Genomic DNA, 16,110 nt, shown 5'->3' on the forward strand with positions numbered 1-16,110 from the left:
ATCGGTCGAAATACATTTATTCAAAGTTTTATGACAATGGACACAAGTCCACAATGGCTTGAGATGATAGAAACAAAATTTCTGGCGGGGAATGCACTAGTTTACAGGGAAAAAAAATCTACCAAATAGGTTTTAAATTCCTTTTGAAATATTCTAAATGTATCAGTTTAGGTAAACAATCCCAGCTACGCACCGCGTTCTTTTTCCAAATCAAAGAATTCTATAAATTCCATTATTGTCATTGTTCCGATATCGCCTTTCCCCTGCATTCGAACAGACACGGATCGATTTTCTTTTTCTGATTCTCCTACAATCAACATGATTGGAATTTTTTGTACTTCAGCCTCTCTGATTCTTTTCCCTATAGTTTCATTTCTGTTATCTACCTCACCAATTATCCCGGAAGAAGATAAAGCTTTTGATACTTCATCTGCATAATCATTAAATACTTGTGACACAGGTATAATAACATACTGTTCCGGAGACAGCCAAAGTGGAAATTTACCGGCGGTATGTTCAATTAAAATTGACATAAAACGCTCCATACTCCCGAATGGCGCACGATGTATCATTACAGGTCTGTATGCCTTATTATCTGCCCCAATATATTCGAGTTCAAATCTTTCGGGCAAATTGTAATCAACCTGGATAGTCCCTAATTGCCAGGATCTACCAATTGCATCTTTTACCATAAAATCCAACTTTGGACCATAGAATGCAGCTTCTCCAATTTCCTTTTTAGCTTTCATTCCTGCTTCTTCAGTGGCATCAATTATCGCTTGTTCCGCAGCATCCCAGTTTTCTTTGGTACCTAAATATTTTTCAGGTGTGCTGGGGTCTCTTAGGGAAATCTGGGCAGTAAAATCTTCAAAACCCATTTTATCCAACACTACTTTCGTAAGATCCAAAACGTTGAGGAATTCATCTTTAAGTTGGTCTTTGGTGCAAAAGATATGAGCGTCATCCTGCGTAAAGCCCCGAACTCTGGACAATCCGTGGAGTTCTCCACTCTGCTCATATCTATATACTGTTCCAAACTCTGCAATTCGAATTGGTAATTCACGGTAAGAATGGGGCTTATTACCATAAATTTCACAATGGTGAGGGCAGTTCATAGGTTTGAGTAAAAACTCTTCATTCTCTTTGGGTGTCTGAATGGGTTGAAAACTGTCTTCACCGTATTTTGCATAGTGGCCTGATGTCACATATAAGTCCTTTTTTCCTATATGCGGTGTAATTACCATTTTATAGCCTCTTTTTTCCTGTTCTTTTTTAAGAAACTGCTGAAGTCTGTCACGAATCACCTGTCCTTTCGGCAGCCAGATCGGTAATCCTGCCCCCACACGGTCTGAAAACATAAATAGTTCAAGTTCCGCACCCAGCTTTCTATGGTCTCTTTTTTTTGCTTCTTCAAGAAGTGCTAAATATTCTTTAAGCTCCTTTTGTTTGGGGAAACTGATTCCGTAAATCCGCGTCAACATTTTGCGATTTTCGTCTCCCCTCCAATACGCTCCGGCCAGGCTCAAAAGCTTTACCGCTTTGATCATTCCCGTATTGGGAATATGCGGCCCCCTGCAAAGGTCAGTAAATTCTCCCTGTGTATAAAATGTAATCTCCCCATCCTTGAGATCCTGGAGTAATTCCAGCTTATACTCATCTCCTTTTTCTTCAAAATACGATATTGCTTCCTTTTTGGAAACTTCCTTCCTCTCAAACTCACTTTTCTTCCGACCCAGATCAATCATTTTTTTCTCGATCTTATCCAGATCGGATGGATTCAATTGCCTGTCTCCCAGATCAATGTCATAATAAAATCCATTATCTATAGGGGGTCCAATTCCAAATTTAACCCCGGGATATAGCTCTTCAAGTGCTTCGGCCATCAAATGTGCGGAAGAATGCCAAAAAGTTGCCTTTCCTTCTTCATCACTCCAGGTATTAAGTAATATCTGTGCGTCTTCATCAATTGGCCGGTCTGCATCTCTGACTTCACCGTTAACTGTAATTGACAAAACATTTCTCGCTAATCCTTCACTAATAGATTTTGCAACCTCAATTCCTGAAATTCCTTTTTCGTATTCGCGGATTGTTCCATCTGGAAATGTTAATTGGATCATATTCACTAATATCCTTTTATTTTAAGTACGCAAAAATAGGATTTGATTATCATATAATGAAAGTATTCACTCCGAATCACAAATCATAAACATTATTTAACCCAAAAGAAGGGGAAATTTTATGGTAAAAATGATTAGTACGACCTTTGTAATTATTGTAATTCATGCCCAATAAATACAACTGCTACAACTCAAAAAGTTAAGATACCGTTAATTGTATGAATTTTTTTACAAAAAACAGCGTTCTCGTTAAACCAATTTACAGTGTTTGCATCAGAGAAAGAAAACGAATGATCTACAGACTAACCACTCTGACTGTTGCACTTTTGCTATTTTGCAGCCTGGCATTTTCTCAAAATAATGGAAGCATTTCCGGAACCTTAATCACGGGGGACAATAATGAACCTCTACCCTTTGCCACTATTTCAGTCTATACAGCAATAGATACTGTTATTTTGGATTATGCATTAAGCAATGATGATGGTTCTTTTGAAATTAAAAGACTTCCTTTTGATAAAGATCTCAGAATGATCATTTCATTCCTTGGATATGAACCGGTGAAAGAAGTTTTCCAACTTACAGAAGATATTCCAGACAAAAATTTTGAAACCATTATCCTGAAAACTTCGGCAAAAAGGCTTGATGAGGTGTTAATCGAAGCTGAGCGCCCTCCTGTAGTAATTAAAAAAGACACTGTGGAATTCAACGCTGGATCATTTCAAACAAGAGACGGAGCCACTGTAGAAGATTTGGTAAAAAAACTACCTGGAGTAGTCGTTGACAACCAGGGCAATATAACCGTAGACGGCAGGGCCGTTAATAAAATCCGCGTTGACGGCAATGAATTTTTCGGTGGAGATCCACGTATTGCGCTTCGAAATCTAACCAGTGATATGATCGACAAGGTACAAATAAGTGACGACCGTGAAGAAGATCCCCAACAATTATTAGCAGATGATGAAGTTGGTAAGGTAATCAATTTAAAACTTAAAAAGGATGCTAAAATAAAGGCCTTTGGGAAAGCATATGCAGGAGCCGGCACCAAAGACCGCTTTGAAGTAGGTGGCATTCTCAATTCTTTTCGAGACACTTTCCAGGTAAGTTTATTAGGGTATTTCAACAACCTCAAAAAGACCAATTTATCAATGGAAGAAGTACTCAGTATGGGAGGATTTAATGACCGATGGGCTCGCGGAGGAGGAGATGGTGCTTTTTCAATAAACGGAATTGATTTTGGAGCAGGAGGAGAAGGATACCCCAGGTCACTTATGGGGGGAACTAATGTTAATGCGCAATTTGGAGAAGCCCGTTTAAATCTACAATATTTTTACTCTCAGAACCGCCTGGAAACAGAATCTCAAACTTTTACAGAACAGAATATAACCAATGATTCAACATTTTACTACGAATCAAGCAATAGCGGGAATTCCAAATCCGATGGTCACAATATTGGTGGGGGACTAAGGTGGGAACTAGATACCACTTCCCGGATAAACTTTAATGTCAACCTGAATTTTTCAAACGGACAAAACCCTAATACCAATGTTGAGTCATCGGCCTTTGAAGACCCTGATAACATTTTACAGTCTTTCACTACAGAAGAAGATCCGAAATCTTCAAATATGAGTTTTAGTTCCCGGTTATTTTATAATAAAGAACTTAATCCTGAAGGTCGGAATATATCCGTTAGAGGGTCCTTTTCGAGAAGCAACAATAACAATGACCTTCTTTCTAACTTCCAGCGATATTATTTTGAAAATGCAGCAGATTCAGCCGTATATTTTGACCAGCTTCGTACTCAATATACTAATAATCAATCTATGGATATCAGTTTTGATTACACTGAACCACTTTTTGAGAATTTTTTCTTAGAGCTTTCAGGTGACTACGAACCAACAATAAGAAACAATAATATCACTACAGAACAGCAATTTGATAATCAAACAAATTGGGAATACGTTGACCTCCTTAGCAATGACTTTGAAAGAAATGAACAAGAGTATGAATTAGGTGCGGGCTTCCGATATCAAAAAGAGAAATTACAGATTTCTGCTAATTTAGATTATCAAATACTTGATTATACCAACTCCTTCGGCAAAGAAATAGCTGATTTCACCGAAAGTTACAGATTCTTTAGCCCAAGGTTTAGGATAGTACTTGATGGATGGAGATTTAGCTACAGGTACGACTTTGATGTCCCGGACATCAATCAATTACACCCGATTACAGATAACACCAACCCGTTGAATATTCGGGAAGGAAACCCGAATCTGCAACCTACAAAAGGACATGACATATATGTCTCTAAGTTCTCTTTTCAGGGAAAGTGGAGATACAATATGTTTTTGAGGGGTAGTGTAGAAAATAATCCAATAATAAATACTTCTTTTGTAGACAACAGTGGTGTAACGGTTCGAAGACCTATAAATTATGACGGAGATGCCACCTCTTTCTACGGTTCGGCTGGCCTTTCGCGAACCATGGATATTGAAGGACACAAAATCAATTCCGATTTACGGCTTTATTCGGGATTAAGTCGCAGTCCCTTCATGATTAATGGACAGGATGGTCTCTCCAAAAATTCATATGTAGGTATGAATTTAAGATTTAATTATTCTTTCAAAGACATTATGGATTTTGCTCCCAGTTACAGTATTAATTTCAACAAGACCAGGTATGATGGAAATACCAATTACAGGAATGTAGATATTACCACGCATAATTTAGCAGGAAACTTTACCTTTCATTTGCCCTGGAATTTTGAATTTGTAAACGATATATCCTACCGGTATAATCCACAAGTAGCTCCGGGGTTTCAAAAAAGCACTGTTTTGTGGCATGCTGCCATTAATAAAAAAATACTTGAAAGCAAAAAAGCTATAATCCGGTTGAGCGTATACGATCTATTAGATCAAAATATTTCTGTTTATCGGCATGTAAATTATAACTCTATTGTAGACCGTCAGCAACTTACCCTACGTCGTTATTTTATGCTGTCATTTATTTATGACTTTAGTCAGGGAAATAAAAACCCTATGGGTGATGACAGAAGGGGGTATCGTCGATGGAGGAGGTAATAGAAAGAAAAAAAGTAACTATAGGGGCAGAGGCAAGCAACCATTATAAATATTTAACCAGGAATTTAAATCTCTGAATTACATAGCAACAAGCTATTTAGGGTAAAAAATAGAAAATACAATATCAGAGTCTGGCTGCTGCAAAAAATTATTCGTATAATAATATTGTCATATATTTTTTTGCTCACATTAAGATTGGTTACGAAGGTTTTTTCCTTTATCAGATCTCCTATAATTATTCTCACTTTGGTGTATGCTCATTCAAAATTGGTATCCGGCATTTCGCAGGCCTAAAGTAGGATCCCATTAATTTACAACTGGAATAATCAGATTTCGGCCTTTCTGTATATAATTCAAATTAACCAACAATTCCATCGCTTATTCGTTATAAATAGCTAATTTTGTGCTTTTTAAGCAAATAGATAAACAAATTGACATGAAGAAGTTGGAATTGATGGCACCTGCAGGAAATTTTGAAGCATTCACCGCTGCGATCCAGGGAGGAGCAGACTCAATCTATTTTGGAATTGAACAACTGAATATGCGGGCGCGTGCTACCATGAACTTTACAATTGACGATCTCCCCGAAATATCAAATAGAGCAAAGAAAAACGATGTTCGAACCTATATTACACTAAACACTATCATCTATGACCATGACATAACCCTCATGAAGAAAATCGTGGATGAAGCCAAAAAAAATGATATTACCGCGATAATCGCATCTGATCAGGCAGTTATTTCTTACGCCAGCAGCCAGGGGATGGAAGTCCATATATCAACCCAACTAAATATTACCAATGCAGAAACTGTTCGCTTTTATTCTCATTTTGCTGATGTCATGGTTTTATCTCGAGAATTGAGTCTTACCCAAATAAAGAAAATAGCTGACGAAGTAGAACGCGATCAAATTACCGGACCTTCCGGTGAGTTGGTTGAATTGGAATTATTCGGTCACGGTGCTCTTTGCATGGCTGTATCCGGTAAATGTTATTTGAGCTTACATACTTCCAATGCGTCTGCAAACAGGGGGGCTTGCGTCCAAAATTGTAGAAGGTCATATAAAGTCATTGACCTGGAGGACGGCCATGAATTGGAAATCGACAATGAGTATATAATGTCCCCCAAAGATTTGTGCACAATAGACTTTTTGGACCAGGTTATTGAAGCAGGGGTAAAAGTACTTAAAATTGAAGGACGGGGTAAAGCTGCTGATTACGTAAAAACGGTTGTATCGAATTACAGAGAAGCTATCGACAGTTATTACGACGGGACATATAACTCTGAAAAAACCGAAAAGTGGATGGAAAATATTAAGACTGTTTACAACCGTGGATTTTGGGCAGGGTATTATCTGGGGCAGGAATTAGGAGAATGGACCAATGCACCGGGGTCAAAGGCTACACAGAAAAAAGTCTTTCTGGGTAGGGGGTCAAATTATTTCTCTAAAATAGGGGTAGCTGAATTTAAAATCGAAACACATAGCCTAAGAATAGGTGATAAGGTCTTGATCACAGGTCCTACGACTGGAGCCGTAGAAACCGAAATTACTGAAATGCACGGAGAAAATGGCCCGATTGAAACTGCAAAAAAAGGACAATTATGCTCTTTTAAAGTGGAAGAAACGATACGTCCTTCCGATAAACTTTATAAACTAGTTCCAACTGAGGTAAAAGAGGAAGCCCATGTCTGACCCCAAGGGAAGGGTAACCGTAATCCATCAAAGGGATAAATGCATAGGTTGTCATTATTGTGTAGAATATGCTCCGGCACAATGGAGAATGTCTAAAAAAGATGGTAAAAGCGTTCTTCTCGGAAGCAAAGAGAAAAAAGGATTCTGGATTACTAGAATTCACGAATCAGATGTGGAAGAGAATAAAAAAGCCGCCAAGGCTTGTCCGGTAAATATCATCCAGGTTAGGGAATAATTTCAAATTTATGTATAATAACCATTTTCTTCTTTTCCCTCCCGATTACGAATATCGCATTTATTACTGTAGAAGACTCTACACGATAATATTAATTTGTACCTTGTGTTTCTCTAACTTTGTAGCTAAAGCTCAGGCAACCCCACCCATAAAAATAGGGATAGCAGGACTTTCCCACGACCATGTCAACTGGATATTTAATACTCAAAAAGAAAGACAATTTGTTATTTCCGGAATTGCAGAACCAAATCGGGCATTGGCTAAAAAGTATTCAGAGCGTTACAACTTTCCAATGAGCCTGGTCTTTTCATCTTTAGAAGAAATGGTGGATAGCACCAAGCCAAGTGCCGTTACAGCTTTCGGTTCTATATACAGTCATTTAAATGTAGTGGAAATATGTGCACCGCGGGGAATCCATGTAATGGTGGAAAAGCCCCTGGCTGTCAATAAGAAGCACGCTAATAAAATGAAAAAATTAGCGAAAAAGAACAATATACATTTAATTACTAATTTCGAAACAACTTGGTATGCCAGCAACCACAAAGCCTATCACACTATAGTAGAACAAAAACAATACGGCCAAATACGAAAAATAATCGTCCGCGATGGTCATCGAGGCCCCAGGGAAATAGGATGTAGTGAAGAATTCCTTCAATGGCTTACTGACCCTGTCCTTAATGGTGGTGGGGCAATTGTCGATTTTGGTTGTTATGGAGCAAATCTTGCTACCTGGTTCATGAAAAACGAAAAACCTATTTCTGTAACCGCTTTAACCCAGCAAATGAAGCCGGAAATTTATCCCAATGTGGACGATGAAGCTACAATTTTACTTGAATATACTGGCGTACAGGTAATTATCCAGGCTTCCTGGAATTGGCCTATAAGCAGGAAAGATATGGAGATATACGGAGAAAGGGGAGTCTTTATCGCACATAATAGCACGGATATTGAATTTGGAAATACATACCCTTTAGTCAAAAAAACACTTCCTGCAAGAGAACACCCAAATAGTAACCCCTTTAGTTATCTGACAGCTATCATCCGAGGGGATATAAAAATACATGATCTTGACTTGTCTTCGCTGGCCAATAATTTAATTGTTGTAGAAATCCTAGATGCCGCACGAAAAAGTGCTGCTACCGGAAAAAAGGTTTATTTGAAATAGCACAAAAATATAACTCACCAAATTCTCCAATTTATCACTGTAAATCACTATCTTAAGTAGATGTTAAGAGTTTTAATAATAGGGGTTTTTTTATTAGCTGCATGCGAGAAAAATATTTCAACCGAAAGGCCTCCACACAAAGTGACCTTTCTAGCACTTGGCGATAGCTATACTCAGGGAACCAATCTAAACCCAGAGGAAAGTTGGCCTTATCAATTGGCTCAGCACCTCCGAAACCGCAATATCAATGTTCAGGATCCCAACGTTATTGCCGGAGTCGGCTGGGCAACAAAAGAATTGATTAATGGGATCCAATCCCGAACCGAAGGATTGAACTATGAAATGATTTCTATATGTATCGGCGTTAACAACCAGTTTTTCCAATATGGATTGGAGAATTACAGGGGAGATATTGCCCTTATTCTTGACCGGGCACTAGAATTGACATCAGGGAGGTCAGATAATGTATTTGTACTCTCCATTCCAGACTATACGGTTACTCCGTTTGCTCAAACTTTTGACACAGCGTTAATTGCCAGTGAATTATTAGCGTACAACAGGATCAAAAAGGAAGAGTGTGAAAAACGAAACATATTTTTTATTGACATTCGAAAACTTTCGCGAGAGGTAGAAAACCGGCCGGAATTGTTGTTGGAAAACGGCCTGCAGCTTAGCGCCAAATCGTACAAAAGATGGGCAGAATACCTGGGTCCTATAGTAGCAAATTGGTATTATTAACTAAATAATTCATAATGGAATCTTTTGGTTTCATCCTTATATTTTGAATATCCCATTAAAAAGGTATTCAGATGGAATTTTTTTGTCTTTTTTCTGTTTTTAATATAGCATTAAATCCAATCGACATGACTTTTGAACTTCTTATCTATTTCTTACCCCCTGTATCATTTATTATTTTCGGTAGTGGAGTAGTCGCAGGATATTTATTATCGTCTTATCGAAAACAGGAGCAAGAGGATTTGAAATACGCCTATGACGAATTGAATAATATCTTAATTGAAAAAGAAGAAGAAATCGAACGTCTTCAAAATAAATTAACTCAATTATTGGATGGAACAACTGCACAAAAACCAGATAACTTTACAAAAATTGAAGGAATAGGCCCCAAAATCGAAGAACTTCTCAAAAGCAATGGTATCAAATCTTTTAAAGATTTGGCAACCGCATCCGTAGAAAAATTAACATCCATTCTTGAATCGGCTGGTCCGGCATATAAAAGACACAACCCTGATACCTGGCCCGGCCAGGCAAACCTGGCAGCTAAAGGGGATTGGCAAGCGCTTAAAAGCTGGCAAGAAAGTAAGTAATATGCATGATTACTTTTTGTTTATAACTATCGTATTCCTTATATTATCATGTAGTGAATCTCAACAACAAAATGAATTCAAACCTACCGATGAATTACCCATTTTGCAAGGACTTCCTGATCCCTTTCTCAGGAAAGATGGTAATCGAATAAAAAACAAATCTGAATGGAACAGTCATCGTACCTACCTTCAAAAAATGCTATCTCATTATATGTACGGAGAAATGCCTCCTGCTCCTGATACTTTAAGAATTGAACCCATTAGTTTCCGACAGCTTTTCAATGGGCAAATGGTTGAAGAAATATTTTATGTTGTTTTGAGCAGGAATGGGAAGGATGTGCGTTTCAAAACCGGAATTAGAAGGCCAAACAAACCAGGAAAATTTCCAATTATTATTAAAAATGATTCCTGGCTATTCAATATTTCAGAAGTAGTGGATACCAATAAGCAACAGCGTTATATCTCAATGGGGCGAGATAAAATAGAGGATTGGGTTGCAAAAGAAGCCCTTAACAGAAAATACATTATCTGCAAATTCAATAGAAATCAGGTTGCACCTGATCATCCCAAAGCTATTGAAAATGGGGTTCTCTCGCTGTATCCGGAGTACAACTGGGGAACAATCGCTGCATGGGCCTGGGCATATAAACTATTGATAGACTATTTCGAAGGATTAGATTATATTGACTTAAATAAAATTGTTGCAACGGGACACTCAAGAGGAGGTAAAACAGCGCTTTGTGCGGGTGTATATGAAGACAGAATAGCTGTTACAGCTCCCAGTTCTTCAGGTGCAGGAGGAACGGCCAGTTGGAAATACTTTGATAATGAACACGAAAAACAATTAATATCCCATCACAAAGAACATTATCCTCATTGGTGGACCTCCCGCCTATATCAATTTGCAAATAAAGAAGCATTTCTCCCATTTGATGCCCACTTTCAGAAAGCATTGATCGCCCCAAGAGGCCTGATAAATGTCCACTCCAGAGAAGACTATTGGGCTAATCCTTATGGGACCTACCTCACATATCTGGCGGCAGACAAAGTATATAATTGGTTGGGGGTTAAGAATCATCAGGGCATTCACTGGAGAAACGGTAGACACAACCAAAACTACGAAGACTGGAAAGCCATATTTGAATTCTGTGATCAGTATTTTTTTGACAAAAAATCAAATATTGATTTTACAAAGAATCCTTATCCAGAAAAATACACTTTTGACGGGCTTATAAATTATAGCGGCTAACATAAAGGATCTTATTCTTCAAAGAAAAAGCCTCCGACATTAATATATCGAAGGCCCAGCTGGTAGTATTTTTCATTATGATCTATTCCTAAAAAGGAAGAATAGAAAGTCCAAAAGTAATAGGCGTCACATCATACCCACTGCTCTTTTCCGGCTTAAACAATTCATTCAGGCCCATGGTACCATAAAAAGTGATGGGTCCATAACCAATGCTTCCGATCAAACCGTACTGAAAGTTATTGAGGTTAAACTTATCTTTTGTTTTGATTTTAACATTATTGGTTCGTTGCACAGTCTTTGCCCCCATTAGTACATTTCCGTACACCCCGGCATTCAAATGAAAGCTCTTACTTTTCTTTCTTGGGTTGCTTTCAAAGTTCAACATTACAGGGATATGTAAATAGGTAGTCCTTAAGTGATTTTTTTTGTAGGAATATGAATCACTTTCCTCCAAAGTATATGTTACATTGGGTTCGAATGGTTCAAGGGTTGCCGGATTGGAAAACCCATAATAATTAAAAGTAAAGCCGGCACCGTACATAAGATTTACATTGTGGTTAATAAGATTGATTCTTTGTCTTACAACATGTAAACGCCAGCTTACAGAGTTGATGATGTCGGGTTCCATTGGATTTATCCCCCCGATCTCAGGAAGGGTATTTTCCGAAAGGTAACTGGCAAATCCAAGGTCGACCAAAAACCACCTGGTTTTTACATTTTTTAAAGGTTTGTCCTTCTTCTTAAAACTAATGTCCAACCCCTCCAAAGCATTCTCAACAATAGTCTCAACTTCATTTTCTAAGTCTTCTTCATTTAACTCTTCTATCTCTTCTTTTAAATCTTCTATTTCCTCTTCCAGGTCTTCAACAACATCTTCTATTTCTTCTCGGGCTTCTTTGTTATCAATTTCTTCTGCTTTCTCTTTTAATACCTTGATCTTATCTTTGATCTTTTTGATTTCTTTGTTCTTTTTTTCTATCTTATCTTGTATTTCTGTAGATAAACTATCAGAATCAGTGCTCTGCGCTATGGAAAAATTTATTCCAAAACATAAAATTGCTGAGCAGATGATTAATATTGCTTTCCAATTTTTCATAGTAGGTAATTTTTATTCGGTTCGTAAAAATTCAGGTATAAGCTTCTCCTTAAATTGAGCAAAACTTACATCGGACCAGGTTTCAGATAAAAACTCTCCCGGGATATGAATTTCGATCTCTGATTTACCGGTATTTTTCTTTATTGTTAATAATCTTTTCTTTGATAAATCAATATCTGACGTAGCAGTCCATTCAATTTTGGGTAACTCAGTTATGGTTTCAAGCATAGCTAATTCTGTTCGATAATCCTCCTTTTCACGTTCTTCAATATCCCTGTCAATTTCTTGTATCTCCGTCGATAAATCCTGGTTTGAATTGGGGTTTAAATCTATTTCCAGCGTTTCATCCATTACTTCTACAATATCACTGGATTCCTCCTCATTTATATCCTTTACCGATGCATAATCTGGCTCCGATTTAGAAATAATATCAACTTGCCTTTCGTCAATGTTTGTAGTTGAGGACCCATTCTGGGTAACTTCGTCCGCAATATTTTCTGCAAGATTATTATCCTGGCCAGTATTACTATTGGGAGCTACGGTACTAATATCATCTACTATTGGGGGATTATTTTCCTGTAAATTATTATTTATAGCAAACCATAGCGTTGTAGCAACCAAAAGTACAACGGCTACAGCTGCCACACCTCTTAATCTGGTCCAAAGGGGAATAATAACTGCTTTCTTCTCCTTTTGATATAACTTCGACTTCTCTTTATATACCATTGGTATATCCGGTGCAATAGTAACAATCGAAAAGTCATCGAACTCTTCTTTTATATCTGGGTTTTCATCCAAAAATTTTTCAAAAGCTTGTTTATTAGACGTATCCAACTCGCCTTCCACATAATCCAAAGCATATTCTTCATAATTATCTCTTGTAACTCTCATGAGACATTTTTTTTATTGTATTCCTGGAGGTGTAACTCCTCCAGCTTGATCTTTAAAATTTTTCTTCCTCTAAACAGTATGATTTTAACATTGGACAATGTCAGGCCACTAATATCAGCGATTTCATTATATGAATACCCTTCATAATCCCGTAACAAAATCAATTTTTTTTGTTCCTCCGACAAAGTTTCAAATGCTTGTTCAATCAAATCTTTGTTCTCAAATGATTGTTGATTTTCAACTACTTTTTCTTCTTGAACATTTCTGTACTCTCGTTCTCTTTTATTCTTTCTAAATGCATCTATCATCGCATTGTACGCCGTTCTGAACAACCAGGATTTTGCAACTACTTTTTCAAGTTTTTCCCTGTTTTCCCAAAGCTTGACAAAGGCAATCTGAACCAAGTCATCGGCATCTGCACGGCTTTGGGTTAGTTTGAAGCAGTATCTGAATAAATTATCAGAATGCTCATTTACACATTCATTGTAATCATTTCGGCTCATTTCAATGCTAAGACGTAGAAGGTTGGCAATTAGTTACAAACCCACAAAATATTTTTACTACGGAAAATTAATCAATTTTCCACAGGGGTTTTTCTCGTTTGCATCCTTGACCCGGTCGCCGATGTTAGTCGAAACTATGACACTCACAGGAGGCAGAAGATCCCCTTATTGATAATTTCAAAGGATACATAAATGATATAAAGTCCAGGCTGGTCCCTCCTCGTATTAGAATGGCAAAAAATTGAATATACCTCCCCTACGAAATACAGAGCGTATGTAAAATATCGATGCCCCTAGATTGAAGGTGATGAGTATTCCGTTATTGCCTGACGTTTTCTGTTATTTATCCTTAGTGTGCATCCTTGTTAATTCCCAGTAAATGTAGTGCGTAATTAAGCACTACCATCTTTCAAACACCCATTTAGTAAAGTCACCAATCAAATAATCTATTACTGAATATAACTTTCTGGCCTAAATGTAGCACGACTCAAATAGGTAGTGTTTCGGAGAGAGGCGAAGGGGAATATAAAAGGCCTCTTCCTGAAGCTTTATCGGGAAAAAGCGAAGGAAAGGAACGCAGTAAAATCGCTTTGTCGATTTAAGATTGAGAACGGGAATGTTGGAATTACCACTCGAAAACAGCGATCTTCTTATCAAAAAAGAGTGCTACATAATTTCCTATGTATTCGATCTACCTGGTAAACTCACACAATATATCAATCGGGCTGATGCCTCAATATTCATGGAAATCAGGTATGCAGGTAAAGGAAAAGTCGTTAGATTCTATCCTATTCTTGTTACAGTGTTTGGATAATTTCATCATTAGTTAAACTGATCAAGAACGTATACTATAGTAAATAACCTACATTTACAACCTACCGCATGTAACCAACATATATCTTCAAACCTTAAACTGTTTTAATTTACATTTCTATGAAAAAATGCGCCGTAATCATCGGTTCAGGAATCGTTGGTCTAGCTTTGGCGAAAGCACTTAGTGAAAAAAAGTGGTCCGTAGTCATAATTGAAAAATCCAATATTGCCCAGGGTGCTTCCATTCGCAATTTTGGAATGATCTGGCCTGTCGGCCAGCCATTGGGCAATCTTTATGACAGAGCCATGCGATCTCGCGAAATTTGGTTGGACTTAAGCAGAAAAGCAGGGTTTTGGTCTGAAGAAACGGGTTCTCTTCACCTCGCTTATACTGAACTTGAAAATCAAATTATCAAGGAGTATGTAGAAAAGGTACAATCCCAAAAATCTGCGATTCACTTATCTCCTGGCCAGATTCATAAAAAAAGCCCGGCGGCAGTCTCCAAAGGCCTCAAAGGAGGATTATTTTCCCAAGAGGAAGTACTGGTGAATCCCAGGGAAGCCATCCAAAAAATGACAGAATTCTTCGAAAACCACCTGGGCATACAATTCATTAAAGGAATAGCTGCCTCCAATATAAGGGGGAACAATATTGTGATTGGCAGGAAAACATTACAGGCCGATAAAATTTTTGTATGCTCAGGATCAGATTTCGAAACCCTATTTCCAGAAGAGTTTCAAAATCATCCTATCACAAAATGTAAGCTTCAAATGATGAGATTATCCCGGCAACCCAACAATTGGAGAATTGGGCCCCCGCTTTGTTCTGGATTAAGTTTTATTCATTACAAGGCATTTGATATTGCATCATCCACTAAAATTTTAAGGCAATATTTCCAGGAACATTTTCCCGAATTGATCAAATTTGGTATTCACGTAATGGTCTCTCAAAATGGCGCAGGCCATCTAACAATAGGAGATAGTCATGAATATGGAAAAGATCCCGATCCGTTTAACCAACAACAAATTAATGATATTATAATTCAATACTTAAAAACATTTGCCAATTTCAAATCGTGGAAAATTGAATCATACTGGAATGGGATCTATGCAAAAATGACTAATGGAGACTCGGAACTAGTCCTTGACATTGATGAAAATACGACGATAGTCAATGGTCTTGGGGGTGCCGGAATGACTCTTGCCTTCGGGCTTGCGGAGGAAGTTGTTCATTTATTATAATCTACCTCACCAGGCGTATGACGTCAGGGACTATTTTAGCTACCCATTGCTTATACATTTTTCCGGAGGGATGTAATCCATCGGGTGCGATTAAAGAACTATCGTTTTCCGCTTCCCTGGAAATGGGGGTAATATCGATAAACAAAACCCCCATTTCTTCACAAATTTTCTTTTTTGCAGCATTATATTCATTGATCTCTCTTGAAATTTTTTCTGAATCACTATATTTCCCAAAAGGAGTAACTCCCCAATCTGGTATTGAAACTACAAAAACATTATCAGGGTCATCGCCTGCATAGGAAATCGCTCTTGTAAGTAAATTTCTAAATTCATCCTGAAAATTTTCCACCGATCTGTTTCGATATTGATTATTCACTCCAATGGATAAAGAGACAAGGTTATAAGATTGTGCAATTCCACGGTATTGTATTCCCAATTCCAATTCGTCGGTAGTCCAGCCTGTCCGGGCTATTACATCCGGTTCTTGAATCGTTACCTGTTTCTTTCGAAATTCATCTACCATTGCATACGGCCAACTACTGTCCCTATCTACGCTCTCCCCCACGGTATAACTGTCTCCCAAAGCCAGATAGGACAGACCGGTATTTTCGCCTTTAGAGCCATTATCCACAGGTAAAACAGGGTCTTCCAACAGATCCGGCATTGAAGTCTTACATCCAATGCTAAGGAAACAAAATATGTAT

Annotated in this window: 13 protein-coding genes; 8 read left to right on the forward strand and 5 right to left on the reverse strand. The window is 37.8% G+C overall.

Annotation, left to right across the window (positions count from 1 at the left end):
- Positions 1-185: 185 nt before the first annotated feature.
- Positions 186-2,117, reverse strand: coding sequence for a threonine--tRNA ligase (gene thrS / locus LVD47_RS01515; RefSeq protein ID WP_236973750.1), 1,932 nt, complete (start codon positions 2,115-2,117; stop codon positions 186-188).
- 290 nt (positions 2,118-2,407) lie between these two features.
- On the opposite strand from thrS, the gene LVD47_RS01520 reads away from it, so the two are divergent.
- The 7 genes from LVD47_RS01520 to LVD47_RS01550 all read left to right on the forward strand — a co-directional run bounded on the left by LVD47_RS01520 (position 2,408) and on the right by LVD47_RS01550 (position 10,861).
- Entirely contained in the window at positions 2,408-5,194 is a 2,787-nt protein-coding gene (locus LVD47_RS01520) for a TonB-dependent receptor (protein WP_236973751.1), read from the forward strand.
- 436 nt (positions 5,195-5,630) lie between these two features.
- Positions 5,631-6,887 (forward strand): peptidase U32 family protein, encoded by a 1,257-nt coding sequence (locus tag LVD47_RS01525; protein WP_236973752.1) that lies wholly within the window; start codon positions 5,631-5,633, stop codon positions 6,885-6,887.
- Positions 6,880-7,122 (forward strand): ferredoxin, encoded by a 243-nt coding sequence (locus tag LVD47_RS01530; RefSeq protein WP_236973753.1) that lies wholly within the window; start codon positions 6,880-6,882, stop codon positions 7,120-7,122. Before LVD47_RS01525 ends, LVD47_RS01530 begins: the two co-directional genes overlap by 8 nt.
- 10 nt (positions 7,123-7,132) lie before the next feature.
- Positions 7,133-8,287, forward strand: coding sequence for a Gfo/Idh/MocA family protein (locus LVD47_RS01535; RefSeq protein WP_236973754.1), 1,155 nt, complete (start codon positions 7,133-7,135; stop codon positions 8,285-8,287).
- A gap of 60 nt (positions 8,288-8,347) precedes the next feature.
- Complete coding sequence (locus LVD47_RS01540) at positions 8,348-9,025, forward strand: SGNH/GDSL hydrolase family protein (RefSeq protein WP_236973755.1); 678 nt, start codon at positions 8,348-8,350, stop codon at positions 9,023-9,025.
- A gap of 71 nt (positions 9,026-9,096) precedes the next feature.
- Positions 9,097-9,612 (forward strand): helix-hairpin-helix domain-containing protein, encoded by a 516-nt coding sequence (locus LVD47_RS01545; protein WP_236973756.1) that lies wholly within the window; start codon positions 9,097-9,099, stop codon positions 9,610-9,612.
- Between the two features lies 1 nt (position 9,613).
- On the forward strand, positions 9,614-10,861 hold the full coding sequence (locus LVD47_RS01550) for a glucuronyl esterase domain-containing protein (protein ID WP_236973757.1): 1,248 nt from the start codon (positions 9,614-9,616) through the stop codon (positions 10,859-10,861).
- An 88-nt stretch (positions 10,862-10,949) separates the two neighbouring features.
- On the opposite strand, the gene LVD47_RS01555 is transcribed toward LVD47_RS01550, so the two are convergent.
- From LVD47_RS01555 to LVD47_RS01565, 3 genes are read right to left on the reverse strand one after another with little or no spacing between them, the layout of a single operon-like run.
- Positions 10,950-11,957 carry a porin family protein gene (locus LVD47_RS01555; RefSeq protein ID WP_236973758.1) on the reverse strand — a complete coding sequence of 336 codons (1,008 nt, stop codon included), beginning with the start codon at positions 11,955-11,957 and terminating at the stop codon, positions 10,950-10,952.
- A 12-nt stretch (positions 11,958-11,969) separates the two neighbouring features.
- Positions 11,970-12,848 carry an anti-sigma factor gene (locus LVD47_RS01560; protein ID WP_236973759.1) on the reverse strand — a complete coding sequence of 293 codons (879 nt, stop codon included), beginning with the start codon at positions 12,846-12,848 and terminating at the stop codon, positions 11,970-11,972.
- Entirely contained in the window at positions 12,845-13,351 is a 507-nt protein-coding gene (locus tag LVD47_RS01565) for an RNA polymerase sigma factor (protein WP_236973760.1), read from the reverse strand. The genes LVD47_RS01560 and LVD47_RS01565 overlap by 4 nt, the downstream gene beginning before the upstream one ends.
- A 933-nt stretch (positions 13,352-14,284) precedes the next feature.
- Between LVD47_RS01565 and LVD47_RS01570 the strand changes: the two genes are divergently transcribed.
- On the forward strand, positions 14,285-15,406 hold the full coding sequence (locus LVD47_RS01570; RefSeq protein ID WP_236973761.1) for a TIGR03364 family FAD-dependent oxidoreductase: 1,122 nt from the start codon (positions 14,285-14,287) through the stop codon (positions 15,404-15,406).
- A gap of 1 nt (position 15,407) precedes the next feature.
- Here the strand turns inward: LVD47_RS01570 and LVD47_RS01575 are convergent, their stop codons facing one another.
- On the reverse strand, positions 15,408-16,070 hold the full coding sequence (locus LVD47_RS01575; protein ID WP_236973762.1) for an SGNH/GDSL hydrolase family protein: 663 nt from the start codon (positions 16,068-16,070) through the stop codon (positions 15,408-15,410).
- Between the last annotated feature and the right edge of the window lie 40 nt (positions 16,071-16,110).

The organism is Membranihabitans maritimus (assembly GCF_021729145.1).
Classification (GTDB): Bacteria; Bacteroidota; Bacteroidia; order Chitinophagales; family Saprospiraceae; genus Membranihabitans; species Membranihabitans maritimus.